This window comes from Bacteroides mediterraneensis, from assembly GCF_025993685.1.
Lineage (GTDB): Bacteria > Bacteroidota > Bacteroidia > Bacteroidales > Bacteroidaceae > Phocaeicola > Phocaeicola mediterraneensis_A.
In genome coordinates, this window is record NZ_DAJPEN010000001.1 from 1,833,211 (window position 1) to 1,860,056 (window position 26,846).

The 26,846-nt window shown below is 49.1% G+C and carries 21 protein-coding genes; 7 read left to right on the top strand and 14 right to left on the bottom strand.

Annotated features, from left to right (window positions below):
* Nucleotides 1-16 precede the first annotated feature (16 nt).
* Together tsaD and map are read right to left on the bottom strand one after the other, a co-directional pair.
* Nucleotides 17-1,039 (bottom strand): tRNA (adenosine(37)-N6)-threonylcarbamoyltransferase complex transferase subunit TsaD, encoded by a 1,023-nt coding sequence (gene tsaD, locus OIM59_RS07810; protein WP_072542647.1) that lies wholly within the window; start codon nucleotides 1,037-1,039, stop codon nucleotides 17-19.
* 25 nt (nucleotides 1,040-1,064) lie between these two features.
* Entirely contained in the window at nucleotides 1,065-1,919 is an 855-nt protein-coding gene (gene map / locus OIM59_RS07815; RefSeq protein ID WP_072543972.1) for a type I methionyl aminopeptidase, read from the bottom strand.
* A gap of 253 nt (nucleotides 1,920-2,172) precedes the next feature.
* Between map and OIM59_RS07820 the strand changes: the two genes are divergently transcribed.
* Nucleotides 2,173-2,391 (top strand): winged helix-turn-helix domain-containing protein, encoded by a 219-nt coding sequence (locus tag OIM59_RS07820; protein WP_072543973.1) that lies wholly within the window; start codon nucleotides 2,173-2,175, stop codon nucleotides 2,389-2,391.
* Between the two features lie 64 nt (nucleotides 2,392-2,455).
* Here the strand turns inward: OIM59_RS07820 and OIM59_RS07825 are convergent, their stop codons facing one another.
* The 3 genes from OIM59_RS07825 to OIM59_RS07835 all read right to left on the bottom strand — a co-directional run bounded on the left by OIM59_RS07825 (nucleotide 2,456) and on the right by OIM59_RS07835 (nucleotide 6,238).
* Nucleotides 2,456-3,127: an MgtC/SapB family protein gene (locus tag OIM59_RS07825; protein ID WP_303896034.1), complete on the bottom strand. Its 672-nt coding sequence runs from the start codon at nucleotides 3,125-3,127 to the stop codon at nucleotides 2,456-2,458.
* A gap of 144 nt (nucleotides 3,128-3,271) precedes the next feature.
* Nucleotides 3,272-4,639, bottom strand: coding sequence for a Fic family protein (locus tag OIM59_RS07830; RefSeq protein WP_303896036.1), 1,368 nt, complete (start codon nucleotides 4,637-4,639; stop codon nucleotides 3,272-3,274).
* Between the two features lie 174 nt (nucleotides 4,640-4,813).
* Nucleotides 4,814-6,238, bottom strand: coding sequence for a toll/interleukin-1 receptor domain-containing protein (locus OIM59_RS07835; protein ID WP_303896038.1), 1,425 nt, complete (start codon nucleotides 6,236-6,238; stop codon nucleotides 4,814-4,816).
* A gap of 524 nt (nucleotides 6,239-6,762) precedes the next feature.
* Between OIM59_RS07835 and OIM59_RS07840 the strand changes: the two genes are divergently transcribed.
* Nucleotides 6,763-7,572 (top strand): Cof-type HAD-IIB family hydrolase, encoded by an 810-nt coding sequence (locus OIM59_RS07840; RefSeq protein WP_303896040.1) that lies wholly within the window; start codon nucleotides 6,763-6,765, stop codon nucleotides 7,570-7,572.
* Here the strand turns inward: OIM59_RS07840 and OIM59_RS07845 are convergent.
* The 3 genes from OIM59_RS07845 to OIM59_RS07855 all read right to left on the bottom strand — a co-directional run bounded on the left by OIM59_RS07845 (nucleotide 7,559) and on the right by OIM59_RS07855 (nucleotide 9,557).
* On the bottom strand, nucleotides 7,559-8,092 hold the full coding sequence (locus OIM59_RS07845) for a ferredoxin domain-containing protein (RefSeq protein WP_148329107.1): 534 nt from the start codon (nucleotides 8,090-8,092) through the stop codon (nucleotides 7,559-7,561). The two genes, OIM59_RS07840 and OIM59_RS07845, sit on opposite strands and share 14 nt — an antisense overlap.
* Nucleotides 8,093-8,205: 113 nt before the next feature.
* Nucleotides 8,206-8,319, bottom strand: coding sequence for a hypothetical protein (locus tag OIM59_RS07850; RefSeq protein ID WP_022053955.1), 114 nt, complete (start codon nucleotides 8,317-8,319; stop codon nucleotides 8,206-8,208).
* Nucleotides 8,320-8,369: 50 nt separating this feature from the next.
* Entirely contained in the window at nucleotides 8,370-9,557 is a 1,188-nt protein-coding gene (locus OIM59_RS07855) for an aminotransferase class I/II-fold pyridoxal phosphate-dependent enzyme (RefSeq protein ID WP_303896043.1), read from the bottom strand.
* Between the two features lie 222 nt (nucleotides 9,558-9,779).
* Between OIM59_RS07855 and OIM59_RS07860 the strand changes: the two genes are divergently transcribed.
* On the top strand, nucleotides 9,780-10,814 hold the full coding sequence (locus OIM59_RS07860) for a diacylglycerol kinase family protein (protein WP_299172178.1): 1,035 nt from the start codon (nucleotides 9,780-9,782) through the stop codon (nucleotides 10,812-10,814).
* A gap of 11 nt (nucleotides 10,815-10,825) precedes the next feature.
* Here the strand turns inward: OIM59_RS07860 and OIM59_RS07865 are convergent, their stop codons facing one another.
* Nucleotides 10,826-11,542, bottom strand: coding sequence for a tRNA1(Val) (adenine(37)-N6)-methyltransferase (locus OIM59_RS07865; protein ID WP_303896045.1), 717 nt, complete (start codon nucleotides 11,540-11,542; stop codon nucleotides 10,826-10,828).
* A gap of 185 nt (nucleotides 11,543-11,727) precedes the next feature.
* On the opposite strand from OIM59_RS07865, the gene lon reads away from it, so the two are divergent.
* The 3 genes from lon to OIM59_RS07880 are packed head-to-tail and all read left to right on the top strand — an operon-like array spanning nucleotide 11,728 to nucleotide 16,535.
* Nucleotides 11,728-14,220 (top strand): endopeptidase La, encoded by a 2,493-nt coding sequence (lon, locus tag OIM59_RS07870; RefSeq protein ID WP_303896047.1) that lies wholly within the window; start codon nucleotides 11,728-11,730, stop codon nucleotides 14,218-14,220.
* Nucleotides 14,217-15,347 carry a tRNA guanosine(34) transglycosylase Tgt gene (gene tgt / locus OIM59_RS07875; RefSeq protein ID WP_072542664.1) on the top strand — a complete coding sequence of 377 codons (1,131 nt, stop codon included), beginning with the start codon at nucleotides 14,217-14,219 and terminating at the stop codon, nucleotides 15,345-15,347. Before lon ends, tgt begins: the two co-directional genes overlap by 4 nt.
* 12 nt (nucleotides 15,348-15,359) lie before the next feature.
* Nucleotides 15,360-16,535: an LptF/LptG family permease gene (locus OIM59_RS07880; protein WP_299172171.1), complete on the top strand. Its 1,176-nt coding sequence runs from the start codon at nucleotides 15,360-15,362 to the stop codon at nucleotides 16,533-16,535.
* A 331-nt stretch (nucleotides 16,536-16,866) separates the two neighbouring features.
* Here OIM59_RS07880 and OIM59_RS07885 read toward each other — a convergent pair whose 3' ends face one another.
* The 5 genes from OIM59_RS07885 to gyrA all read right to left on the bottom strand — a co-directional run bounded on the left by OIM59_RS07885 (nucleotide 16,867) and on the right by gyrA (nucleotide 23,966).
* The gene (locus tag OIM59_RS07885; protein ID WP_303896050.1) at nucleotides 16,867-17,439 is read right to left on the bottom strand and encodes a DUF2007 domain-containing protein; all 573 of its coding nucleotides are present in this window, start codon (nucleotides 17,437-17,439) and stop codon (nucleotides 16,867-16,869) included.
* Between the two features lie 542 nt (nucleotides 17,440-17,981).
* On the bottom strand, nucleotides 17,982-19,049 hold the full coding sequence (locus OIM59_RS07890) for an alpha/beta hydrolase (RefSeq protein ID WP_303896052.1): 1,068 nt from the start codon (nucleotides 19,047-19,049) through the stop codon (nucleotides 17,982-17,984).
* Nucleotides 19,050-19,154: 105 nt separating this feature from the next.
* Nucleotides 19,155-19,982, bottom strand: a complete 828-nt coding sequence (locus OIM59_RS07895; RefSeq protein ID WP_299172217.1) for an AraC family transcriptional regulator — start codon at nucleotides 19,980-19,982, stop codon at nucleotides 19,155-19,157.
* Between the two features lie 169 nt (nucleotides 19,983-20,151).
* Nucleotides 20,152-21,369, bottom strand: a complete 1,218-nt coding sequence (locus tag OIM59_RS07900) for a tetratricopeptide repeat protein (protein WP_299172166.1) — start codon at nucleotides 21,367-21,369, stop codon at nucleotides 20,152-20,154.
* A 32-nt stretch (nucleotides 21,370-21,401) separates the two neighbouring features.
* Nucleotides 21,402-23,966 carry a DNA gyrase subunit A gene (gyrA, locus tag OIM59_RS07905; protein ID WP_299172164.1) on the bottom strand — a complete coding sequence of 855 codons (2,565 nt, stop codon included), beginning with the start codon at nucleotides 23,964-23,966 and terminating at the stop codon, nucleotides 21,402-21,404.
* Nucleotides 23,967-24,210: 244 nt separating this feature from the next.
* On the opposite strand from gyrA, the gene OIM59_RS07910 reads away from it, so the two are divergent.
* Entirely contained in the window at nucleotides 24,211-26,760 is a 2,550-nt protein-coding gene (locus tag OIM59_RS07910; protein WP_303898193.1) for an ATP-dependent Clp protease ATP-binding subunit, read from the top strand.
* Nucleotides 26,761-26,846: the final 86 nt, after the last annotated feature.

The window sequence follows — 26,846 nt, forward strand, 5'->3', positions numbered from 1 at the left end:
TCTTTTTTCTAAATTGTTACTTAATGGTTACCCGTGAATAAGCGGGCTTGTCTATTGTGCAAAAATCCTTGTCCAAAAATTTATAGTATCCCGTAATGGCAATCATGGCCGCATTGTCGGTGGTATAGCCGAACTTCGGGATGAAGATGTTCCAGCCATACTTCTTGGCATGTTCGCGGAAAGCGTTGCGGAGTCCGTTGTTGGCCGAAACACCACCTGCCACGGCCACTTCCTTGATGCCCGTATCCTTCACCACCTTACGCAGCTTGTCCATCAGAATGTCCACAATGGTCTTCTCCAACGAAGCAGCCAGGTCGGTTTTGTGATGCTCTACAAAATCCGGATCTTCCTTTACCCATTCCTTGAGCGAATACAGGAAAGAAGTCTTCAAGCCGCTGAAGCTGTAGTTGTAGCCCGGGATATGCGGTTTGCTGAAAGTATAGGCATTCGGATTGCCCTGACGTGCCAGCTTGTCAATAATCGGTCCGCCGGGATAGCCCAATCCCATCACCTTGGAACATTTGTCAATGGCTTCTCCTGCCGCATCGTCGATGGTCTGCCCCAGCACCTCCATGTCGTTGTAGGCATTCACACGGATAATCTGTGAATTCCCGCCCGATACCAGCAGACAGATGAAAGGCAGGCTCGGCTGTACATTCTCGCCGTCCGGTTCCTTGATAAAATGCGCCATCACATGTCCCTGCAGATGGTTCACCTCCACCATCGGGATACCCAGCGCACGGGCAAACCCCTTCGCAAACGATACTCCTACCAGCAAAGAACCCATCAGTCCCGGTCCGCGGGTAAAAGCCACCGCGCTCAATTCTTCCTTTGTCACCCCGGCCCGTTTCAATGCCTCGTGCACCACCGGCACAATGTTCTGCTGATGCGCCCGCGAGGCCAGTTCAGGAACCACGCCTCCATACGCTTCATGCACTGCCTGACTGGCAATCACGCTGGAAAGCAGTACCCCGTCCTTGATTACCGCAGCCGAAGTATCGTCACAAGAAGATTCTATTCCTAATATTATCGTACTCATAAAATGTCTTTATACCTTAAATATATTAATGCGTCAATATTTCAAGACCCTGTTCCGTCATCACGAATGTATGCTCCCACTGTGCAGAAGGAAGTTCATCCTCCGTCACTACGGTCCAGCCGTCTTCTTCATCAATAAACACTTCCCAGGTTCCCATGTTGATCATCGGCTCGATGGTAAACACCATGCCCGGCACGAGCAGCATGCCCGTACCCTTCTTTCCGAAATGCTCCACATCCGGCTCCTCGTGGAACTCCAGTCCCACCCCGTGACCGCACAAGTCGCGCACCACCGAAAAACCGTTCTTCTTGGCATGTTTTTCGATGGCGTGGCCGATGTCGCCCACGAAGCTGAACGGTTTGGCCGCCTCCATTCCGATTTCCAGACACTCTTTAGCCACACGGACCAGTTTCTCTTTCTGAGGTGTGGTTTTCCCAATGATGAACATACGGGAAGCATCTGCATAATACCCGTCCAGAATCGTCGTACAGTCCACATTGATGATATCGCCTTCTTCCAGGATTTCTTCTTCGTTCGGAATACCGTGGCACACCACTTCATTGATTGACGTGCAACAGCTTTTCGGAAAACCTTCATAGCCCAGACACGCCGGGATAGCCCCGTGGTCCTTTGTGTATTCATACACCAGCTTGTCTATTTCCGCCGTACTCATTCCGGCATGGATTTCTTTTTCCACCAAGTCAAGCACCCCTGTATTGATAACCCCACTGCGACGGATGCCTTCAATCTGTTCCGGAGTCTTGATTAACTGGCGAGTCGGAACCAGATGGCCTCTGTCCTGATAATACAGCACCTTCTTGTCCAGTTCGGTCAACTCCGCTCCTTTAGGAACCTTCCAGTTTATTTTATGTCTTCTCATAATTCTCATTTTTACTTAGACGCAAAGTTATAAGAAAAAAATGGAATAGGATACGGTATGAAGAATAAAAATGCCTTCCCGCTACAGAAAGGTTTGTCATATTTCTGTAACACTGTTCTAAAAGCCCCAAAAATGTTCGCAAAATACCACACAGTACATAAATTTGACAGCCGGAAACTTGCTTCAACAACAAAATATTTATATCTTCGCCCTGACAGTAAACAAATAAAATAATTTAAATTCAAAAACTATGATGGACAAGACTCAAATTGGAACAAACGCCGGGATTGTCTGGAAACTCCTTTCCGACAACGCACATTGGGAATACGAAAAACTGAAAAAAGAATCCGGATTGTCCGATAGAGATTTGAATGCCGCAATCGGATGGCTGGCACGCGAAGACAAAATAGATTTCGACATCGACGAAAAAGAAGACCGCTTATTCCTGCATGTCAACGTCTATATTGGCTGAAAAAAAGGCCATTGAATATGACTGAACGCACATTCAATGGCCTTTTCTGCCCCTTTTCTCCACGTCACACAATCCGGTTCACCGTGATATCAGGAAAATCATGCAGCATCATCAGAAGCAGCCCTTCTTCATTCGCCCGTTTGGCCCGTATCACCATCGAGATGCGGTACATTTCCCGTCCGTCTTCATACACCTTGTTCATCTCATACGAAGCAATCTGGAAGCCGCCTGAACTGAACCGGGCCGACACGTCTTTCAGCACACCAGGATTTCCCGCCGTAAATTCAATAATCATGTTCCGCATACCCACACTCTTGAAGCAATAACTGAGTACCTCCAATCCGGCCAGCGCCAGCAGTGTGGCCAGAATACCAATCAGATACATACCCGCTCCGATGGCCAGTCCGATGCCTGCGGTGGCCCACACCCCTGCCGCCGTAGTCAGCCCGCGGATCACCTGCTTCTGCAAGAGAATGATGGTTCCGGCCCCGATAAAGCCGATGCCGCTGACCACCTGGGCCGCCAACCGGCTCGGGTCCAACCGCACCAAATCTTTCTCCAGCACATCCATGAAACCATATTGCGACACAATCATCATCAACGCACTTCCCAAGGCTACCAGGAAATGGGTCCGGTAGCCGGCTTCCTTTGCCCGGTATTCCCGCTCCAGACCGATGAGTACTCCCATCAGACCTGCCACGAACAACCTTAAAGAAAAATCCACATAAATATTCATATATACTTTCCGTTATCAACTTTCTTGCGAAAGATACAAAAATTTTGATAGTTTTCCAAAGGGAAGCATAATCTATGAATAGGTGAAAGACTGACTACGCGATTATTTACTCATTTATACACTAACTTCTTCAAACAATCATTCTTACTCGTTACACTTTAACGATTTTTTCAATGCTAAACCTTTTTCAGTAAGACGATATTTTTGGTTCTGACTATTAGGTCTTTCTGGTATAGTCAACTCTATATAATCATTCTTAATAGCCGGAAGCAAATAATCCGTTCTAAAATAATCTCTATTCTTTATTGACAGCAATTCCTGCAATTCCGAACGCCCTTTCTCTCCGACTAGTACAGAAATGAGTTTTTTAACTTGTACACTTGCATGGTCACTTGCATGGTCACTTGCATGGTCACTTGCATGGTCACTTGCATGGTCACTTATAGGAAAAGTTATACGGATAAAATTATCAGTAAACTTAAAACAATCTTCACTGTATGCCCTCAGAATACGAGGAATACCAGATCCTAACGACTCCACCAACTCCAAATCACGATAAATTCTCATCAACTCCTTATTACGAGGAATTGATATGCCATTGAAAAACTCCTCTTTGGAAAGAGACTCCGGCAAACGACCCGCCGAAGTTATCTCAAGCCTGTCAGGAAATATCTCAAATTTAGGTGGTACCTCAAATGAATAATCATTATGTACTATTGCATTGATAACGGCTTCACGCAGAGCGACCTTATTCCACAGTGGGGTTTCAATGCGCTCCATAGGCGTTATAGTAGCGGCAATTTTATTCTCAATATCTAATTTTGCTAACACACTTTTGGTCGCTTTAATAAGCGAACAATATCCGTACTCATTATTCTCTATCAAATCACAACGGTCAAGACTTGAATACTTTGCCACTTTAATCGAATTACCATTCTCATCTGCTAAAAGATAAGCTACATAATTAAACTTTCCATTTTCAGTAAGCAACTCCAATGTCCGTTTGAAATTCTCGCTGAGCCTCTTACCACGTTCATCATAATAAATACGCAGCTGTTCAAAACTCAAATCCTGCCGATTGGACACAATACGTCCAATAGAATTGCGCGTTCGCATAGCAAACAAACGATCAATCTGCTCTTGAGGCATAGGTTCTGCCGATGTTCCCACACGCATATAAACACCTCGCGGAGTCATACCATATTTTGTCTTAAAATACGGCTTCTCTATTCCGCTTGCCACTGTAACCTTAACAATACTACACCCATCCTTTTGCTCCTCGGCAATATCAAATAAACCCATCGCAGAAGGAGAAATATTATGTTTAATACGATCTTTCAATCTCAGCATACAGTCATCCACATCACTTACACCCACCGTAGAGCCATCCTTATCAATGCCGATATATATGTATCCGCCTTCCTTATAATTAAGAAATGACACTACCTCCTTCTCGAAATCAAGCTCAGGAGTTAATTCTCTTTTATATTCTATGCGATTAGTTTCTGTCATATATTTTTAAACAAATTCATTTTCTAATTCATACATATTGTATAAGTGATATCAATTGATATAAACATTAACCTATACTAACCCTCATCACTTGGATATATGGTAAATTAATTCATGTTACACACACTCTATGACTCACCATGACTGCCCTTCGCTTTAATCCATTCTATTCATTTACAAGATACTTTTTAATAGCTCCTGGCTTTTGGATATACATTCGTCTAATATCATAATTAGGCTACTTAAATTATTAGATAAACGTCTTTTAGACTTATTTATCACCCGTTCTGCCTTCGGTAAAATGTCTATAGATTTTTTAAAACTCACAATACCAGATTTTGCATTTGATATAGATATGAACAATTGATTAATTGCAGCATATTCCTCATTCATACTTTCTTTATTTTCTGATGCAATGAGAGCTTTCATTTTTGTAGCATTATCAATCATACGAAAAAATGAATCTCTTAAATCCATTGCATCATCTTCAATTTCCTTTGACAAATCATCCATCCCTTTCGCTGCAGACTGCATAACTCCTCTTGCTTGCGATATATTAGGATGAGAAGAATTTATATTCTGCAAACGTCTAGTATTAGTTTTCAGACTTTCAGTGTGTTTATGCATAGCATCTGTCAATCTACAGCATATTTCAGATATAGTTTGAACATTAATATCCACTTGTTCTCTATAATCTAAGAATCCCAATTCCTCTATTTCATTATCCTCAAGCTCCTTTATATCGGATACCATAACAGATGGTAAAAGGGTTGATGATAACGATCTGCAATATGATATAAATGCGTCTTTATTTCTATTCCACACTGAAGGTTTTATTACAAAGCCTAATTTATCTGAGAACACCTCGCAAAGAGTATCTATAGACTCATTGCAATCAATTTTTATAGCCTTGTTTAATGACTCCAGCCATCCCAGTTTATCAAAAGAAGTATTAGGTAGCAAAATTTGGATAATATGCCTGTTTAATGCCCATGCTGCACCCATTTCATTTAAACACACTTCACTCTTTTTGTAATTATCGGATATCATTAATAATACGATATCTGCACAAGCCATATTGTTTTGAATAAATTGAGGGATACTTTCCCCTGGAATTACCCCTGTATCATCACGAGATGTATAAGCGATAATTTTAGATTCAAGTCCCATCCCCAAAAGGATAATTGAATCTACAAATTTACTAACCAACTCTCTATCCTTTGACGCATGACTGATAAAAATTCTTTTTCCAGATATTAATTGTTTTGTTGGCAGTTTTTCAGCAGAAACTTTTGAATTTCCCCCAATATCTCCACGTTCCAGTTTATCTAATAGCACACAAAAATCCTTTCGGATATTCTGATAGTTAGCTTTTAAAACATGACCGTTATCAACATTATTATCTATATTTTTAAAGTCAACAAATTCTTTATTATTATCGTCAAAATAATGGCCAAAGACCACAACTGATTCTTCATACCATCTACGGTATGCTTCCATTGCCTCATGAACACAAGGACTTATATTTAATTTATCATAATCAGCTCTTAGCTGTTTTAACCTAGCAATCTCATTTTTTACGATTTGTACATCAAACATATAGGGCACATTATTAGTATATAGTACAAATGTAGTGATTAAATATGAAACAATATATTTCTACTTAAATGTTTTTGGTTTCTATATCACATTACTACTAGCATTTCTTTTTGCTCTTAAAAAGATACAATCAGTTAGCTGCCAATCTCTATTAATAATAAATTACCCTTATCGTATTTTTACCTGCCAAGTTCCACAAAATAGCACTTACAACTTTTATTTCTGTAAAATTCCCTATCCATACCCCCATCCGCTCTCTCCTTTTCTACATCCCGCGTCCGGGAACTGTACGTTTCTGCCCGCGGAAACATACGGTTCCCGACTGGAAAACCTACGTTTCCGCCCCGCGAAACATAGAAAAACAAGAAGCGTTTTTCCGTCTGTGCCCTTGTCTTTTCAAGACCACAAAGCCTCATTTCCACCCAGCGCCCCTCTACCTCACCTTCTGCGCCACGTTTCCGCTCCCGCATTTTCGCAATTACACTTTTTTCCGTATTTTTGCACCCGATTCACAGTACTATTTTATGAAATACAAACTATTAGCATTAGACCTCGACGGTACGCTTACCAACTCGAAAAAAGTAATCACCCCTCGCACCCGGGAAACGCTTCTTAAAGCACAGGAAAAAGGAGTAAAAATCATACTGGCTTCCGGACGGCCCACCTACGGCATCGTGCCCCTGGCCGAGCAGCTGGAGCTTCAGAAATACGAAGGATATATCCTGGCCTACAACGGCGGGGAAATCACCGACTGGAAAACCAAGGAAGTGATATGCAAGAACCTTCTCGACCCGGAGGTGCTTCCCTACCTGTATGAATGTGCCAAGAAGAACGATTTCGCCATCGTGACCTACGACGGGGAATATGTGCTGACCGAAAAGCCTGACGATGAATACGTGCTGAAAGAGGCGCTGCTCAACGTAATGAAAATCAAGAAGGTGGACAACTTTCTGGAGGCCGTGAAGCATCCCATTGCCAAATGCCTGATTGTGGGCGACCCTACCCGCCTGGCGGTACTGGAGAAAGAGATGTACGACCACCTGAAAGACCGCATGGGCGTGTTCCGCTCCGAGCCTTATTTCCTGGAACTGGTGCCGAAGGGCATCGACAAGGCCCTGTCGCTGGCGGGTATGCTGGAAAAGATTGGGGTGTCGCGCGAAGAAATGATTGCCATCGGCGACGGATTCAATGACCTGTCCATGATTAAATACGCCGGACTGGGGATTGCCATGGCCAACGCGCAGGACGTGGTAAAAGAAAACGCCGACTTCATCACTCTGTCGAATGAGGAAGACGGCGTGGCGTATGCGGCAGAAAAATTCATTCTGTCTTAGGCTTCCGGTCGAAGAACGGATTCTTGGAGGATGCGCTCACGGGGATGGCATACACCTGGGTGCATCCGTCCAGCCAGTCGAGTTGCTGGGCTGCCAGTCCGGCCGAAAACATGACCCGCGTATCCACCCGATGGTCGGCGGCTACGGAGCAGGCCGACCCGATGGCGATGCCTACATCCACACTATTGATGGCGCAAGGCACTCCTTCCTTGCGGCTGGCACAGGTCTCATACCCGCAATGTCCGCAATCCAACCCCTGCGGATGTGAATGAGTGCCTATCAGCACAATGCACTCCGCCTGCAGGATGTTGTCGGCGTCCCGCAGGAAGAATTTAAACCCATTGTCTTCATACATCTGCTTCATCGTGTCCGACAAGATGCGGATGTTGCTTTCCGTCACCATGGCCACCTCTATGATGTCCACGCCCTTCCCCTTGGGGGCTGTGCGGGCGGCCGTCATCATCTGCTGTGCCACCTGCAACACTTGTTCATGGCGGCTGTCTCTTTCATTCAGTATCATATCTCCTTCAAGTTAAAACATATACAATAAAAAAAAGGGTTATATCCAAGTTCCTCTGCCTGAGCTTCGGATACTCTAAATATAACCCTTTTCAAAATAAATCACCAAAGGATTTATTTCTTTTTTCCTTTTTTCAGGTCATTTTCATGAATGGCCTCTTCTACTTGATAAGCCGGCGCATGTTTTTTATGCATGCCTTTCGGTTTTTTATTACCTGCAGCTCCCATAGTAAAAACCTCCTTTCAAAGTCCTTTAAAAAGTCAAACGATATAATTTATTATTTCAATAAATCCAGTTGTTTGAAGCACTTGATCAATTTTTCGATGGCGAAATCCACCTGTTCCTTGGTATGAGTAGCCATCAGTGCAAAGCGCACCAGCGTGTCCTGAGGCGCACAGGCCGGCGGGATTACCGGGTTGATGAATACCCCTTCATCGAAGGCCAGCTTGGTCACTTCGAAAGTCTTGTCCGTATCGCGCACGTACAACGGGATAATCGGGCTTTCCGTATCGCCGATTTCAAAGCCAGCCTCACGGAAGCTCTTCAAGGCATAATTGGTAATCTCCCACAGGTTCTTCTGACGTTCCGGTTCGGTCTTGAAAATATGGATGGCCTCTCTGGCGGCAGCAGTAGCGGCCGGAGTGTTGCTGGCCTGGAAGATATAAGAACGGGCATTGTGGCGCAACCAGTTGATGACGTCCTTGTCACCGGCTACGAAACCACCGATGGATGCCAGTGACTTGCTGAACGTACCCATAATCAGGTCGATGTCTTCCGTTACGCCGAAGTGGTCGCATACGCCGCGGCCTTCCCGACCGAAGACACCCAGTCCGTGTGCTTCGTCCACATAGATGCTGGCATTGTATTTTTTCTTCAGGCGGACAATTTCCGGCAGGTTGGCCAGGTCGCCTTCCATAGAGAACACACTGTCCACCACAATCAGCTTCACGGCATCCGGTTCGCATTTCTGGAGTTCTTTCTCCAAAGCCTCCATGTCATTATGCTTGTATTTCAGCTGAGTGGCAAAAGAAAGACGGCGTCCGTCTACGATAGATGCGTGGTCGCGGTCGTCGCAAATGATATAGTCGCCACGTCCGGCCAACTGAGGAATCACGCCTTCATTTACGGTAAAACCTGTGGAGAAGCAGAGTGCTTCATCTTTTCCTACGAATTCGGCCAACTCTTTTTCCAGCTGTACGTGGATATCAAGTGTTCCGTTCAACAGACGGGAACCGGCACATCCCGTACCGTATTTGCGAGTCGCTGCAATGGCCGCGTCAATAATTCTTTGGTCGTGAGTCAAGCCCATGTAAGAGTTTGAACCAAACATCAGCACCTTTTTTCCGTCCATCATCACCTCTGTGTCCTGTGCGCTGTCAATCTCACGGAAATAAGGGTAAACGCCTCTTTCCATATACATCTGAGGCAATCTGAATTTACTAAATTTTTCTTGTAATAATCCCATATTTTAAGTATCTGGTAAGCACCCCGGCTTACGTTAAACTTTATCACTTTGCAACCGTATCGTCACATCGTTTTTACTAAGAACGTGCAAAGATACAAAAAACTCCAAAATCAGATACAAATCCCCTAAAAAAAATGGTTTTGTGTTTAATTATCCCCAAAAACATCCCTCAAATATGAAAGATAATATTATTTTTGTGCTCCCAAATTCTAAATCTGGCTTATGGATACGAAAAAGCGAATCATCTTTGTGGTAAATCCTATATCCGGAACCCACGGAAAGGAATTCATACTGAAGCTCATCGAGCGGGAACTGGACAGGTCGAAATATGAATATTCCATCCGAAAGACCGAATATGCCGGACATGCTTCCGAGATAGCCGCACAGGCTGCCGCGGAAGGGGCAGATATCGTGGTGGCTATCGGCGGAGACGGAACCATCAACGAAATAGGACGGGCGCTCATCCATACGGATACGGCCATGGGAATCATTCCCTGCGGTTCGGGAAACGGACTGGCGCGCCATCTGCACATCCCCATGGAGCCCAAGGGGGCCATCAACGTGCTGAACGCCGGACGGGTCAAGACCATCGACTATGGAATTATCGACAACCATCCCTTCTTCTGTACGTGCGGAGTGGGATTCGACGCTTTCGTGAGCCTGAAATTTGCGGATTCCGGGAAAAGGGGCTTGCTCACCTATCTGGAAAACACCTTGCACGAGAGTCTTACGTACCAGCCGGAGACGTATGAGATAGAGAATTCAACGGGCACCGTCCGCTACAAGGCTTTCCTGATTGCCTGCGCCAACGCATCACAATACGGGAACAATGCCTACATCGCCCCGCAGGCTTCCCTGACCGACGGGATGATGGACATCACCATCCTGGAGCCTTTCACGGTACTGGATGTGCCTTCGCTTTCCATCCAGCTGTTTACCCGGACGCTCGACCAGAACAGCCGTATCAAGACGATGAAAGACAAAAGCATCATCATCCACCGGGAAAAGGAAGGGGTGTTCCATTTCGACGGTGACCCGGCAATGGGAGGAAAAGACCTGAAGGTGGAAATCATCCATCAGGGACTGCATGTCATCGCTCCCATCCGGCCGAAGCGTATGCCGTCGCCCCCTCTGAACATCCTGCAACATTTCACTGATTTCATCGGCCGGCGTCCGTTTACCGAGACCATCGCCCAGAAGCACCGCCAGCTCCTGATGCTGAACCAGCATATTCTGAGAAGGCTCTCCAAGAAATAACTCTCCCGGCCCTACAAGGCCAGATAGAACGGCTTGGCCAGTGTTTCAAACTCCGGCGTATAGACGTGACGCTCCATTTCAATGGCCAGATGGCAGGTTTCGGTCTGCACGCAAGCCGACTTGACAAAGGCCATCAGCACCCGCTTGGGAGGAAGTCCGGCACGGGGATGTACCCATGTCTGACGCGAAAGAGACAGGCCTTGTTTCAAAGCCAGCGCCACAAAATCAGGAGCGGCGGTAGCGGGAAGTATCACCGAGAAACATCCTTCGCCTGAGAGCAAAAAAGCCGCCTTTTCCAGAAGCGCTTCAAAATCCAGCGCATCGGTATGCCGTGCCGTATTCCGCTGGGCATGAGGGCATTTCACCGCTTCCACGAAATAGGGCGGGTTCGACACAATCGCATCGAAACGGCCCTTCCAGTCTTCCGGTGCCTGCCGGATGTCCAGCTGAGTCACCTCCATCCGGTCGGCCCAAGACGAACGGGCCACGTTCTCCCGCGCCTGCTCCACGGCGGCTCCGTCAATGTCGACCGCCGTCACGAAAGCCTGTGGGTTCCGCTGGGCCAGCATCAGGGCAATCAGTCCGCTCCCGGTACCGATGTCCAAGATGCGGGCGGCTCCTTCCACCTGCGCCCAGGCACCCGCCAACACTCCGTCCGTGCCCACTTTCATGGCACATTTATCGTGAAAAACTACAAATTGCTTGAATTGAAAAAAGGGATTCGGCATAGCTTCTTACTCAAATTTTGCGCCAAAATTACGGAAATCCTCCCAGAAAGTGCCCTTACCTCATATTATTTTTAAATAATAAACAGGTATTTGAAGTAAATAGTTTCCAAATTAGGCGCGGAATGATTACCTTTGTGCCGTTTTGAACAATAAAAAAACCTTCTTAATTCAGAAGCGAAAAAAATATGGTAAAAAAGACAAAAAACAACGAGATTCTGGTTAGTGCGGAAGGCAAGGATATCCCTATGATGGCCGAAATCGAAACGATTGCCACGGAAGATACCAAGGAAGAAGATTTGACCGGGGAATTGCCCGTCATGCCCCTGCGCAACCTAATGATATTCCCTTCTATCGTCATGCCGATTAACGTGGGACGCCAGCCTACACTGAAGCTGGTGAACCAGGCTCTCCAAAGCAAGGAACCCATCGTCATCACCACGCAAAAGGTGGGCGAAACGGAGTCACCCAAGCAAAAAGACCTGTTCCCCATCGCCGTCATCGGTAAGGTGCTGCGCGTGTTCGAAATGCCGGGAGGGACCATTACGGCCATCCTTCAGGCCACGGGTCCGAAGGTGAAGCTGGAGGAAATCACTTCCACCCGCCCGTTCCTGCGGGGAAAGGTTTCCGTGATTGAGGAAGACATGCAGGATGAAAAGTCGGACGAGTTCAAGACGCTGATTGACACGTGCAAGGAGCTGAGTGCAAAGGTAATCGAACTCTCGGACGAGATTTCTCCCGATACGGCTTTTGCCTTGAAGAACCTGGACAACAACGAGGTGCTGGTGAATTTCATTTCGGGCAACTTCCCCTTCCCTATCAATGAGAAATATGAGCTGTTGCAAATCAACGACCTGAAATCCAGACTGTACCGCCTGATTCAGTTATTGAACAAGACCATCCAGCTGGCCACGCTGAAACAGAACATCCAGATGCGTACGCGCGAGGAACTGGACCGCCAGCAACGGGAATACTTCCTGCAACAACAAATCAAGAACATTCAGGACGAGCTGGGCAACGGACAGGACGATGAAATCGACGAACTCCAGAAGAAGGGCGAGAAAAAGCTCTGGAAGCCGGAGGTGAAGGAGATTTTCGACCGCGAACTGGCGAAGCTGGAACGCATCAACCCGCAATCGCCGGATTATAACGTGCAACTGACGTACCTGCAGACGTTGCTTTCTCTGCCGTGGGGTGTGTACACCAAGGACGTGATTGACATTCCGAATGCCAAGAAGATTCTGGACAAGGAGCACTACGGACTGGAGAAGGTGAAAGAACGTATTCTGGAATATCTGGCCGTGCTGAAGCTGAAAGGCGACCTGAAATCGCCGATTATCTGCCTCTACGGTCCTCCGGGAGTCGGCAAGACCTCACTGGGACGCTCCATCGCCACGGCCCTGAAGCGGAAATATGTCCGCATGTCACTGGGTGGCGTACACGACGAGGCGGAAATCCGCGGACACCGCAAGACGTATATCGGTGCCATGCCGGGACGTATCATCAAGAGCCTGATCAAAGCGGAGACCTCCAACCCGGTCATCATCCTGGACGAGATTGACAAGCTGAGCAACGACAACCACGGCGACCCGAGTTCGGCCATGCTGGAAGTGCTCGACCCGGAACAGAACAACACGTTCCACGACAACTATGTGGACATCGACTACGACTTGTCGAACGTCATGTTCATTGCCACGGCCAACAACCTGGGCACCATCCCTACTCCGTTGCTCGACCGTATGGAACTGATTGAGGTGAGCGGCTACATCACCGAGGAGAAAATCGAGATTGCCCGCCGCCACCTGATTCCGAAGGAAATGGAAAAGAACGGCTTGAAGAAGGAACACGTGAAGTTCACCAAACCGGCCATCGAATACATCATCGAGAACTATACCCGTGAAAGCGGTGTGCGCGAGCTGGAGAAGAAAATCAGTAAGGTGATGCGGAAAATCGCCCTGGAAATCGCCAGCGGTGAATTTACCGAAACGCACGAACTGAAACCGAAGGACATCGAGAAATTCCTCGGCCCGCAGGAATACTCCCGCGACAAGTACCAGGGCAACGAATATGCCGGCGTGGTGACCGGACTGGCCTGGACGGCGGTAGGCGGCGAAATCCTGTTCGTGGAAACCAGCCTGAGCCGCGGAAAGGGGCAGTTGACCCTGACCGGAAACCTGGGTTCCGTGATGAAGGAATCGGCCATGCTGGCACTGGAGTACCTGAAAGCGCACAGCCACTTGCTGGACTTGCCGGAAGGCATCTTCGACAACTGGAACATCCATATCCACGTGCCGGAAGGAGCCATTCCGAAAGACGGTCCTTCTGCCGGTATCACGATGGTCACCTCACTGGCGTCTGCCCTGACCCAGCGGAAAGTAAAGGCCAACCTGGCCATGACGGGCGAAATCACCCTGCGCGGAAAAGTGTTGCCGGTAGGCGGTATCCGCGAAAAGATTCTGGCCGCCAAACGGGCCGGCATCAAGGACATCATCTTGTGTGAGGAAAACCGCAAGGACATCAACGAAATCCAGCCGATGTACCTCACGGGCATGACCTTCCACTACGTGAAGGACATCAAGGAGGTGCTCCGCCTGGCCCTGACCGACGAGAAGGTGGCCGATGCCATTGATTTCACCGTGAAAGAAGACAAAGACAAAAACCAAGAAAACCCAGCACAATGAAGTTTGAGTTACAACATACGGATCCCAAATCGAATGCCCGCGCCGGTCTGATTACGACCGACCACGGGCAGATTGAGACCCCTATCTTTATGCCGGTCGGCACACTCGGTACGGTAAAGGGGGTGCATCTTCACGAACTGAAGAACGACATCAAGGCCCAGATTATCCTGGGAAACACGTATCACCTCTATCTGCGCCCGGGACTCGACATCATTGAGGGGGCCGGAGGACTGCACAAGTTCAACGGGTTCGACCGCCCGATGCTGACCGATAGCGGGGGCTTCCAGGTGTTCTCCCTTTCCGGCATCCGGAAATTGCGCGAAGAAGGCGTGGAGTTCCGCTCGCACATCGACGGGTCGAAGCACCTGTTCACTCCGGAACGGGTGATGGACATCGAACGCACCATCGGAGCCGACATCATCATGGCTTTCGATGAATGTGCGCCCGGCACCTCCGACTATGACTATGCCAAGAAGTCGATGGAGCTGACGCATCGCTGGCTCGACCGTTGCTGCGCCCGTTTCAACGAGACGGAGCCCAAGTACGGCTACAGCCAGTCACTCTTCCCCATCGTGCAGGGATGTGTGTATCCCGACCTGCGCCGGCGCTCGGCAGAATACATCGCCTCGAAGAATGCCGACGGAAACGCCATCGGCGGACTGGCCGTGGGCGAACCAACGGAGAAGATGTATGAGATGATTGAGGTGGTCAACGAAATATTGCCTACCGACAAGCCCCGCTACCTGATGGGCGTGGGAACTCCGGTCAATATTCTGGAAGGAATCGAACGGGGAGTGGACATGTTCGATTGCGTAATGCCGACCCGCAACGGCCGAAACGGCATGCTCTTCACCAAGGACGGCATCATGAACATGCGCAACAAGAAATGGGAGAACGATTACTCCCCCATCGAAGCCGACGGCGCTTCCTACGTGGACACGATGTACAGCCGCGCCTACCTGCGCCACCTGTTCCATGCCCAGGAGCTGCTTGCCCTCCAGATTGCCTCCATCCACAACCTGGCCTTCTACCTCTGGCTCGTGGGCGAGGCCCGCAAGCACATCATCGCCGGCGACTTCTCTACCTGGAAGCCGATGATGGTGAAACGTTTATCTACCCGATTGTAATTGTAGTTTGATATGAAGCACAATGTGGCCCAGCTGTTCCGTTTCTACCTGAAAGCAGGAAGGGAACAGCTGAAAAAATTAAAAGGAAACCCGTTCAAGAAGAAATGGCTGAAACGGCTCGACAGGTACATCATCGTGAAGTTCCTGGGCACCTATTTCTTTGCCATCGCACTGATTATCTCCATTGCCGTGGTGTTCGACATCAATGAAAACATTGACGACTTCATCAACAACAAGGCGCCCATCAGTGCCATCATCTTCGACTATTACCTGAACTTCATCCCTTACTACACCAACCTGTTCAGCCCGTTGTTCGTGTTCATCGCCGTGATTTTCTTCACGTCGAAGCTGGCGGAGAACTCCGAAATCATCGCCATGTTCTCCACGGGCATGAGTTTCAAGCGGCTCATGGTGCCTTACATGATTTCGGCGGCCATCATCGCCCTGGTCACCTACGTGCTGAGCACGGAGGTCATCCCCACGGGAAGTGTGACGCGACTGAAGTTCGAACAGGTGTACAAGAACAAGAAGAAGACGGATTACGTGCGCAACATCCAGCTGGAGGTGGACACGGGGGTGATAGCCTACATGGAACGCTACGAGGACTACAACAAGACGGCCTACCGCTTCTCGCTCGACAAGTTTGAAGACCACAAGCTGGTGTCGCACCTCACGGCCCGCCGCATCACCTACGACACGACCGCCGTACACCGGTGGATTATCAAGGACTACATGATTCGAGAGATGAAGGGCATGCGCGAGACCATCACCCACGGCGACCGTATGGACTCCATCATCAACATGGAGCCGCAGGACTTCCTGATTACCCGCGGGCAACAGGAAACAATGACCAGCCCCCAGCTACGGGAATACATCGACAAGCAGAAGCAACGAGGATTCGCCAACATCAAGGTGTTTGAGGTGGAATACTACCGACGCATCGCCACTTCGTTCGCGGCTTTCATCCTGACGGTCATCGGGCTCTCGCTCTCGTCGCAGAAGCGGAAAGGAGGTATGGGACTTCACCTGGGTATCGGTATCGCCCTGAGTTTCTCCTATATCCTGTTCCAGACCATTTCGTCGACCTTCGCCATCAACGGAAACGCGTCGCCCAACCTCGCGGTATGGATTCCGAACATCCTCTATCTGTTCATTGCGATTTACCTCTACCGCAAGGCGCCGAAATAAGGTGCGTTGTACATACACCCCACGGAAGGAATAATTACATCATAAAAAAATGCATCCCAAAAGTCATGTATCACTTTCAGGATGCATTTTTTATTTTGAAGGACTTTACCTTTTCATATCAGGCTTACCGCAAGAATAAGGCTGAGGCTGTTTCAAAATGAGAGGATCTTTTTTGTGTCTGCAAAAACCCCGGCTTCTCTTCCTGGGCTGATTGAATTCCTCCTGTTGCTTCTTCCGCAGCACGGCATCAACCGCACCATCCACTTGCAGGTATCGGCCAACGACTTTCAGGGACTTGTGAGCACCGCAGTCCGAGTAACTTTACGGAAAATCATTTATGACGGAATTTTTTGTTACAATCCTTACATATATAATTGGCATTAGAAATCTTTCCGAAAAATGCAATTACAAGAAACGAAATAAGCATAGACAATGCTATATAATCAGCAATAGTTGATTTGATGCCCAAATCATTTGCCCAAGCAAGGTAAAGCCCAGGAATAAGAACAAGAAAGATGCACAATAATGCTATCGCAGTTCCGTATTTATTACTTACGCAGATAGCCGATACATTGTAACTTCCACATTTAGGGCACCAGATTTGAGATTTATTTCTACTACCAACAATAGGATTTGTTATCTCAACAGCCTTTTCATAATCTTTCTCAAAAACATATATCGCAATACCAGTAATAGCACCATAAGCACCTGGCCTTTGATCTTGCCCCTCATCATGCTGGCGAGAAACAATGTTATTTTCAATAAGCAGATTTGTAATCTCGTCTGCATAAATAGTAGTATCACATTTTATAAGAAGCCTTTCCTTCATATTACCATTACAGCCATTGCATGACTTTGCAGCATCCTGTAAATTATCCTTAGACATATACAATGGTTCTTTCATATTAGAACTTACTTTTGTCCTAATATACTGATATTTATATAAAAAAACAAGATTTACCTCTATTTTTATTCCGATTGTTTTTGATTGGCATTTTAGTTTCTCAATGAAGATATTATAAGGCACTTGATACTCAGATCTGGTCACCAAGCAGGAACTTCGTGATTTCGTTCCGGTCACATATCAGAATCCAACTTTTATTATAATGAGGGAGGGAACCGGTCCGATGGGACAGAGGATAAAAAGACTCTCCGATGTAAAGCGGACGACGGACAACCGTTTCGTACAGACCATCTCAAGGTACAGGGCACGGAACTGCAAGAGCTACCCGTTAAGATGCCGGTGTCACAGAATCCGGTCGGAAAAAAATCTCCTGCTTTTAGCCTTCGTTTGCCCGAATTATATAACGCTAAAAGCAGGAGATTCATACGTGGCGACCTATAAATTATCGGTAAATCTTACTTTTTCCCAATTTTGAGACTTCTTATTACTTTTATTCTAGTTTATTTACCCGATATAGTCGAGGCTAACTGGGAAACGGAACTTCATTTCAGGTACGTGCGGAAGGACCGTTCGATTTTGTCGAAAGGAATCACGTCCATCCGGTCGTACAGGTCCACATGATTGGCACCGGGGATGATGAGCAGTTCCTTGTTGCCGCCCTTGAGCTTCTTGAAGGCATCCTCGCTGAAGTAGCGCGAATGGGCCTTCTCGCCGTGAATCATCAGCACGGCACTTCGTATCTCATGGCTATAACTCAGCAGGGGCATGTTCATGAACGAAAGGGCCGAGGTCTTGTTCCATCCGTCGTTGGAGTTGAGCGAGCGCTTGTGGTAGCCGCGCGGAGTCTTGTAATACGCATGATAATCCTTCACGAACTGGGGCGCATCGGCGGGCAGCGGGTCCACCACTCCTCCGGCCCGGGCGTACGTGCCGCGACGGTAGTCCTCCGTGCGCTGGGCGTTGAGCTGCTTGCGCTGCTCATAGCGGGCGTCGGCATCCATGGCATCGAAATAGCCGTTGGCCGTGACGCGGCTCATGTCGTACATCGTGGAAGTCACCGTGGCCTTGATGCGGGTATCGATGGCCGCCGCGTTGAGGGCCATGCCTCCCCATCCGCAGATGCCCAGGATACCGATGCGGGCGGCATCCACCTGGTCGCAAGTGGACAGGAAGTCGACCGCCGCACAGAAGTCCTCCGTATTGATGTCGGGCGAGGCCACGTAGCGCGGTTCGCCTCCGCTCTCACCCGTGTACGAGGGGTCGAAGGCGATGGTGAGGAAGCCCCGTTCGGCCAGCGTCATGGCATACAGCCCGGACGACTGTTCCTTCACGGCCCCGAACGGCCCGCTCACGGCGATGGCCGGCAGCTTGCCTTCGGCCTCTTTGGGCACATACATATCCGCCGCCAGGGTGATGCCGTAGCGGTTCGTAAAGGTCACCTTGCGGTGGCTCACCTTCGGGCTCAAGGGGAACACCTTGTCCCATTCCTGCGTAAGATTCAAACTCTGTCTTTCCATTTTCACCTCCGTTTTTACATCCGGCGTTGCGGCGGAAAGGCTGCCCGTAGCCAGAAACCAGGCCGCCGATGCCGCACACAACGTCTTCCACATTTTATTATCCATTTCTACAAATTTCTATGATTCTACGGAGGCAAAAATAACACAAAAGTCCCACAGAGGCATTTCTGTGAGGCTCAAATTTCATTTCCGAAAGGCTCAGACCGGGAACGAAGGCACCAGTGCCGTGGGCGGGATGCCGTATTGCTTCTTGAAGGCCGTGGAGAAATGCGAGGGGTTCTTGAAGCCCACTTCGGCATAGACCTCCACCACTTTCCGGTGTTCCTCCTTTATCAGGCGGTAGGCCACTTCCAGCCGCTTGCGGATGAGCCATTTCTCGGGGGTCAGGTCGCTCACCTTCTTGAAATCGCGCTTGAAGGTGGCCAGGCTGCGCCCCGTGTAGTGCGCCAGTTCCTCGAGCGAGAACTCGTACATGTAGTTCCGGTTCATGAAGTCGAGGATGTCCATCTTCCACGGGGTACTGAAATCGAACAACAGGGTCATGAAGCGGCGGTCCGTGTGGAGCAAGGCCAGCAATCCTTCTTCCAGCTTCAGGCGCATCAGGTCGTCCTTCGGCTTCACCTCGGGGTTGAAGTAAGGGGTCATCGAGGCGAAAAGGCTCTCAATCTCGGCCGAAGGGGGCAGCTTTCTCACGCCGGGAACGAATCTCTCCGTCTTTGCGGGGCGGTCTTCCTGGAGGGCGTATTTGCCGTACATCTCGCGCAGGAACGGACGGGTGAAACACAGGTAGATGCCGCAATACTGCTCCCCGTGGCAGGCCTTCTTGTACATCGTCACCCGGTGGTCGCGCGGAATGAACACACACTCTCCTTTCCCCACGTGCACCTGGCGGCTTCCGTCGTCGAGCACCATCTCGCCCGAAAGCACGTAGTTCATGGCATATTCGCGCGAACGGTGCACGCAGGCGTCGGCATCGTCATAGAAGAAGCTGAAAAACACGTTCTGGTAGTTGAAGATGATTTTCATGGGGGCGTGAGAGAGCGGTTGGGTGTCTGAATTCATGGCGGATAACGTTTTTTTAGTGTATGACGGGGTGAAGATACAAAAAAACTCCTTTGCGCGTGGTTTCCACACAAAGGAGTTTTCCGAAAGAGGGACGAACCGCCCGGAAGAGCGGTCCGCACACCTTTATTTATTAGTAACCCAATTCTTTTTCAAGGGCGTTGTATTTTTCCTTGTCCAGCTTCCAGTAGATGTTCAGCAGGTACTGACCCCACAACTGGCGGTTGTCCGGCTTCACTTCCTTGGCTTTTTCATAGAAAGGCTGAGCCTTTTCGTACATTTCCTTGATTTTGCCTTCATTGGTGGCATATTTCGGGTCGTCCATAGAAAGCTTGGAGTTTTCTTCCACGAGTTCCTGAGCCGGGAAGAAGTAGCAGTCGCCAATCTTTGAATAGGCTTCACCTACGAAATCTTTTCCTTCCGAGATAATCTGGTTGAAAGTAGCGATGGCTCCATCGTAATCTTTCTTTTCATACTGAAGCACACCCTTTACATACATGAAATACGGAGTAGGGTTCTTGGCCAGTACGGCATCCATCTGAGTCAGACCTTCGTCAATCTTGCCTTTCTGGATGTAGTAGTCCATCAGGTTACCGATGAAGTATTCCTGAGCCGGGAATTTGTCCACACCTTCCTGGATGGTAGCCAGCCATTTGGTTGAATCGGGAGTTTCACCCTTTCCGTAAGCTTCAGCCAGGCACATCAGTGAACGGTAACCTTCTTCCTTGTGTTCCTTACCGATAGTGGCATATTTGATTACGGCTGCATTGTCTTTCAAAGAGTTGGCGGCAAGAGCTGCATAGTTGGCAATCAACGGAACCAGCGTATCGTTCTTTACGGCTTCTTCGCTTTCGAACATCGGGTTCTGCGGAGCGTCTACAAACAGGCCGAAGAACTTCAAGGCGTTGGCATAGTTGCCAGAGTTGTAAGCGTCAGAACCGGCGTTGGTCAGCTGAGGACGAACGGTAGCCAGTGTCTTGGCCAGTTTCTTTCTCAGTTTCGGTTTCTTGAGTTCACCGCTCTTCACCTTAGCCTGTTCTACTTCATCACACTTGGTGTAGTATTCGAACATCTTCGCCAGGCTGTTGTACAATTTGGCGGTATCAGCCTGACCACCCGGCAAATACAATTTCATGTTTTCATCGTCGTAGATAGACTTCTGGAAATCTCCGGCCAGTTTCCATGTTTCAGGGTCATTGGCGGTTGAAGGGTCCGTCAGCGCCGGTTCGATGATTTGTGCTGCCTTTGCGGGATCGCTCTTGGCAGATTTTGCTTCCTTCACTACGCTTTCCTGAGCGGAAACAGCGCATGCCGTGAAGAATAAAGCGGCTGTAAATAAAACTTTTTTCATAAGGTTTGAATTTAGTAATACAAATATTCAAGTTAGTTTTTGTCGGAATTTTCTTCACCTTCTCCTTCCGCCGGCTGGATGGTTTCCCCGTCAACCGGCTGGATGTCCGACGGCTGGATGGTTTCCGTGCCTTCCGCTTCTTCCTCTTCCGTTTCGGAAGCTACCTTGCACACAGAGCCAATCTGGTCGTTCCGCTTCTCCAGGTCAATCAGACGCACGCCTTGTGTGGCACGTCCCATGATGCGCACGTCGGCCACTTTCAGACGGATGGTGATGCCCGACTTGTTGATAATCATCAGGTCGTTTTCGTCGGTTACCGACTTGATGGCTACCAGGTGTCCGGTCTTTTCCGTGATGTTCAGGGTCTTCACACCCTTTCCGCCACGGTTGGTCTTGCGGTAGTCCTCAATGTCCGAACGTTTTCCGTAACCGTTTTCAGATACCACCATGATGGTTTCCGTTTCCGGATCCTTGATGCAAATCATTCCGATTACTTCATCAGTTCCATCCTCATCGAGCGTGATACCACGTACACCCGTAGCCGTACGTCCCATTTCGCGGACAGCACTTTCGTGGAAGCGGATGGCACGGCCGTTTCGGTTGGCAATCACGATTTCATTGTTGCCGTTGGTCATGCGCACTTCAATCACGCGGTCATCCTCACGAATCGTAATGGCATTCACACCGTTCTGGCGCGGACGTGAGTACTGTTCCAGCAAGGTCTTCTTAATTACACCGTTCTTCGTACAGAAAAGCACATAGTGGCTATTGATGAAGGCCGTGTCGTTCAGGTTCTTCACACGCAGATAAGCCGTCACCACATCATCGGCCTCAATGTTCAACAGGTTCTGGATGGCACGTCCCTTCGAAGTCTTGTTGCCTTCCGGGATTTCATATACTTTCAGCCAGTAGCACTTTCCTTTCTGTGTGAAGAACAGAAGGGTGTTGTGCATCGTAGCCGGATAAATATGTTCGATAAAGTCTTCGTTACGGGTTTCGCTACCCTTTGAGCCTACCCCGCCACGGTTCTGTGCATGGAACTCAGAAAGCGGTGTACGCTTGATGTATCCCATGTGCGAGATGGTGATGACCATTTCATCGTCGGCATAGAAGTCTTCCGGATTGAATTCTTCCGAAGCATACACGATTTCCGAACGGCGGTCGTCACCGTATTTTTCTTTCACTTCAATCAGTTCATCCTTGATGACCTTCTTGCAAAGTTCCTCGTTGCTCAAGATTTCTTCGAAGTAAGCAATCTGCTTCATCAAATCCTCATACTCTGCATGAAGCTGATCCTGCATCAGACCCGTGAGCTGGCGCAAACGCATTTCCACGATGGCGCGGGCCTGCACCTCGCTCAGGTTGAAGCGGGCCATCAGGTTGGTAATCGCCTCGTTCGGTGTCTTGGCCGCACGGATGATGCGGATTACCTCGTCGATATTGTCGGAAGCGATAATCAGACCTTCGAGGATGTGGGCACGTTCCTTGGCCTTGCGCAAGTCGTAACGTGTACGGCGGATTACCACCTCGTGACGGTGTTCCACGAAATATTTAATCAGGTCCTTCAGGTTGAGCAGACGCGGACGGCCATGAACCAGCGCCACGTTGTTCACCCCGAATGAAGTCTGAAGCATGGTCATCTTATAGAGCTTGTTGAGCACCACGCTGGCATTGGCATCCCGCTTGATGTCGATGACGATACGCATACCTTCGCGGTCGGTTTCATCGTTCACGTTCGAAATGCCCTCAATCTTCTTTTCGTTCGACAAGTCGGCGATGCTCTTGATGAGTTCGGCCTTGTTCACGCCGTACGGGATTTCCGTCACCACAATCTTGTCATGCGTAGGATGCGATTCGATTTCGGCCTTTGCCCGCATCACGATACGTCCGCGTCCGGTCTCGTAGGCATCGCGCACCCCGCTTATACCATATATATATCCTCCCGTCGGGAAGTCGGGCGCCTTGATGTATTGCATCAGGCCGTCCACATCAATATCGTTGTTGTCAATGTAAGCCACACAGGCATCAATCACTTCGCGCAAGTTGTGGGTCGGCATGTTGGTAGCCATACCTACGGCGATACCCGATGCTCCGTTCACCAGCAGGTTCGGAATACGGGTCGGCATGACCGTCGGTTCCTGCAACGTGTCATCGAAGTTGTTGGTGAAGTCTACGGTTTCCTTGTAAAGGTCCTGCATCATTTCCTCGCCGATTTTCTTCAGGCGGGCTTCGGTGTATCGCATGGCGGCCGCACTATCACCGTCAATAGAACCGAAGTTACCCTGACCGTCGACCAGCGGATAACGCATCGACCAGTCTTGAGCCATTCTGACGAGGGCTCCATATACAGACGAGTCACCATGGGGATGGTATTTACCCAACACTTCACCCACGATTCTCGCGGCTTTTTTATACGGTTTGTCGGAGGTATTTCCCAGTTCCATCATTCCGTACAAGATACGGCGGTGTACCGGTTTGAATCCGTCTCTTACATCCGGGAGGGCGCGTGCCACGATTACCGACATAGAGTAGTCGATGTACGACGACTTCATTTCCTCTTCGATGTTGATTTTTATAATTCTGTCTTGTTCTTGCATTTAACACATTATTAATTATACTTCCTTTTCAAGGCTTGTGAAAAACCATGCTAAAGTACGACTTTTAGCCGATATACAAAAACTTTTCCCCTAAAAAATACGCGTGGCACCTCTTTTGGGAGGGCATACAGCCCGTGTGGCACACATTTTGTTAAATAGAGAAAAAGACTTCGCTTGAAATCTTTATTATAATGTATATTTGCAATCTGTTTTTGACTTAATTTTGAGGACATATATGAATTTGATGAGCAACGAATTTACACAACAAGTGTCTGATATTGTCGTATATGGCAAGGAAGAGGCCAACCGCCTCCAGAACGCCCATATCGAGCCAGAACATCTGCTACTGGGCATCATACGCGACGGTGAGTGTAAAGCGGCAGAGATTCTGAAATCGTTCTATCTGGATCTGAAAGCCATCAAGAGCGAATTAGAGACCCAATTACGTGAACAATCCATCCTCGAAAATTATTCTCAGGACATTTCTTTCAGCCCGGAGGCGTCAAAAATCCTGACGCTGAGCCTGCTGGAAGCCAAACTGATGAATGAGGAAAAGGTGGATACCCCCCATATTTTATTAGCCATTATGAGAGACAATCAAAATAACGCATCCAAGATATTGGAAAAAAATGACGTGACTTACGCCAAAATCGCCGACCGTCTGAAGCCGGAAGAGGCGATTACCGACGGTCTGGACTTCAATGACGACGAGGAAGAAGAAGGCATCGGACGCCGGAACACTCCGGACAGAAACGACGGAGCCTCAGGCGCTTCCAACGACCGCCAGACGACGCAGACCGCTCCTCCCAAACACTCGGACGGAGACACACCCAATCTGAACAAGTATGGTCTTGACCTGACAAAGGCAGCAGAAGAAGGCAAGCTCGACCCGGTGGTAGGCCGTGAAAAGGAAATCGAGCGTATCGCCCAGATTCTGAGCCGGCGCAAGAAGAACAACCCGATTCTCATCGGAGAGCCGGGAGTGGGAAAATCTGCCATCGCCGAAGGCTTGGCGCTCCGCATCATCAAGAAAAACGTATCACGCACCTTGTTCGGGAAACGGATTGTATCGCTCGACATGACGGCGGTAGTGGCCGGCACCAAATACCGCGGTGAATTTGAAGAGCGTATTCGTGCCATTTTGTCAGAAGTCAAGAAACATCCGGACGTCATCCTGTTCATCGATGAAATCCATACCATCGTGGGAGCAGGCTCAGCCGCCGGTTCCATGGACGCCGCCAACATGCTGAAGCCGGCACTGGCCCGTGGCGAAATCCAATGCATCGGCGCCACCACGCTCGACGAGTACCGGAAGAACATCGAAAAGGATGGAGCCTTGGAACGCCGTTTCCAGAAGGTGCTGGTAGAACCTACCACTCCCGAAGAGACACTCCAGATTCTCCGGAACATCAAGGACAAATACGAAGAGCACCACAACGTGGTCTATACCGACGAAGCACTGGAGGCGTGCGTACGCCTGACCGACCGGTATGTGACCGACCGGTATTTCCCGGACAAGGCCATCGACGCACTGGACGAAGCCGGTTCACGCATCCACCTGACCCACATTTCCGTACCCAAGGAAATTGAAGAACAGGAACGGCTGATTGAGGAAGCCCAGCAACATAAGAACGAGGCTATCCGCCTTCAGAACTTCGAACTGGCGGCCAGCTTCCGCGACCGGGAAAACCAGTACACCGCGCAACTCGACCGCCTGAAAAATGAATGGCAGGAGAAGTTGAAGGACAACCGCGAAACCGTAGACGCTCCCCAGATTGAGGAAGTGGTGTCCATGATTTCCGGTGTGCCCGTACAACGCATGGCCCAGTCGGAAGGGGTTCGGTTGAAAGGGATGCGGCAAGCCTTGCTATCCAAGGTCATCGGACAGGACAAGGCGATTGACACCTTGGTGAGAAGCATCCAGCGGAGCCGTGTGGGACTGAAAGACCCGAACAAGCCGATTGGTACCTTCCTCTTTCTGGGACCGACGGGTGTGGGCAAGACGCATTTGGCCAAAGAACTGGCCAAGAACATGTTTGGCTCCACAGAGGCCATTATCCGTATCGATATGAGCGAGTACATGGAAAAGTTTACCGTGTCACGCCTGGTGGGAGCTCCTCCGGGATACGTGGGTTACGAAGAAGGCGGCCAGCTGACCGAAAAGGTACGCCGCCGCCCCTACTCCATCGTCTTGCTGGATGAAATCGAGAAGGCACATCCCGACGTGTTCAACATGCTCCTGCAAGTGATGGACGAAGGCCGGTTGACGGATAGTCTGGGACGTACCGTCGACTTCAAGAATACGGTCATCATCATGACCTCCAACATCGGTACCCGTCAGCTGAAGGAATTCGGCAAGGGCATCGGCTTCACGGCACAAACCGCCGAGAACGAGAAGGAACATGCCAATAGCGTGATTCGCAAGGCATTGAACAAGTCGTTCGCGCCGGAATTCATCAACCGTCTGGATGAAATCGTGATGTTCGACCAGCTGGACATCGATTCGCTGGAGAAGATTATCGACATCGAGCTGAAGGGACTCTACGACCGCATCGAAGGTTGCGGCTATCGGCTCCTGCTCGACCCGGAAGCCAAACGCTTTGTGGCCGAAAAGGGCTACGACGTACAATTCGGTGCCCGCCCCTTGAAGCGTGCCATCCAGAATCACCTGGAAGACGGTTTGGCGGAACTCATCCTCAACGAGGAACCGGAACCGGGCGACACCTTGCACGTATCGCTCAATACACAGGGCGACGGACTGGAGATGAAAGTGGAAAAAGCCACGAAGGAATAAACGGAATTCTCTGTCAGAATTTCGGAATACAGACAAAATGTCAGGTACGAATGTATCTGGCATTTTTTTTGTGAAAAGACCGGAGA

Coding starts and splice junctions, on each gene's coding strand:
- tsaD (WP_072542647.1), bottom strand. CDS start 1,039: ATGAGTACGATAATATTAGGAATAGAATCTTCTTGTGACGATACTTCG.
- map (WP_072543972.1), bottom strand. CDS start 1,919: ATGAGAAGACATAAAATAAACTGGAAGGTTCCTAAAGGAGCGGAGTTG.
- OIM59_RS07820 (WP_072543973.1), top strand. CDS start 2,173: ATGGACAAGACTCAAATTGGAACAAACGCCGGGATTGTCTGGAAACTC.
- OIM59_RS07825 (WP_303896034.1), bottom strand. CDS start 3,127: ATGAATATTTATGTGGATTTTTCTTTAAGGTTGTTCGTGGCAGGTCTG.
- OIM59_RS07830 (WP_303896036.1), bottom strand. CDS start 4,639: ATGACAGAAACTAATCGCATAGAATATAAAAGAGAATTAACTCCTGAG.
- OIM59_RS07835 (WP_303896038.1), bottom strand. CDS start 6,238: ATGTTTGATGTACAAATCGTAAAAAATGAGATTGCTAGGTTAAAACAG.
- OIM59_RS07840 (WP_303896040.1), top strand. CDS start 6,763: ATGAAATACAAACTATTAGCATTAGACCTCGACGGTACGCTTACCAAC.
- OIM59_RS07845 (WP_148329107.1), bottom strand. CDS start 8,092: ATGATACTGAATGAAAGAGACAGCCGCCATGAACAAGTGTTGCAGGTG.
- OIM59_RS07850 (WP_022053955.1), bottom strand. CDS start 8,319: ATGGGAGCTGCAGGTAATAAAAAACCGAAAGGCATGCATAAAAAACAT.
- OIM59_RS07855 (WP_303896043.1), bottom strand. CDS start 9,557: ATGGGATTATTACAAGAAAAATTTAGTAAATTCAGATTGCCTCAGATG.
- OIM59_RS07860 (WP_299172178.1), top strand. CDS start 9,780: ATGGATACGAAAAAGCGAATCATCTTTGTGGTAAATCCTATATCCGGA.
- OIM59_RS07865 (WP_303896045.1), bottom strand. CDS start 11,542: ATGCCGAATCCCTTTTTTCAATTCAAGCAATTTGTAGTTTTTCACGAT.
- lon (WP_303896047.1), top strand. CDS start 11,728: ATGGTAAAAAAGACAAAAAACAACGAGATTCTGGTTAGTGCGGAAGGC.
- tgt (WP_072542664.1), top strand. CDS start 14,217: ATGAAGTTTGAGTTACAACATACGGATCCCAAATCGAATGCCCGCGCC.
- OIM59_RS07880 (WP_299172171.1), top strand. CDS start 15,360: ATGAAGCACAATGTGGCCCAGCTGTTCCGTTTCTACCTGAAAGCAGGA.
- OIM59_RS07885 (WP_303896050.1), bottom strand. CDS start 17,439: ATGAAAGAACCATTGTATATGTCTAAGGATAATTTACAGGATGCTGCA.
- OIM59_RS07890 (WP_303896052.1), bottom strand. CDS start 19,049: ATGTGGAAGACGTTGTGTGCGGCATCGGCGGCCTGGTTTCTGGCTACG.
- OIM59_RS07895 (WP_299172217.1), bottom strand. CDS start 19,982: ATGAAAATCATCTTCAACTACCAGAACGTGTTTTTCAGCTTCTTCTAT.
- OIM59_RS07900 (WP_299172166.1), bottom strand. CDS start 21,369: ATGAAAAAAGTTTTATTTACAGCCGCTTTATTCTTCACGGCATGCGCT.
- gyrA (WP_299172164.1), bottom strand. CDS start 23,966: ATGCAAGAACAAGACAGAATTATAAAAATCAACATCGAAGAGGAAATG.
- OIM59_RS07910 (WP_303898193.1), top strand. CDS start 24,211: ATGAGCAACGAATTTACACAACAAGTGTCTGATATTGTCGTATATGGC.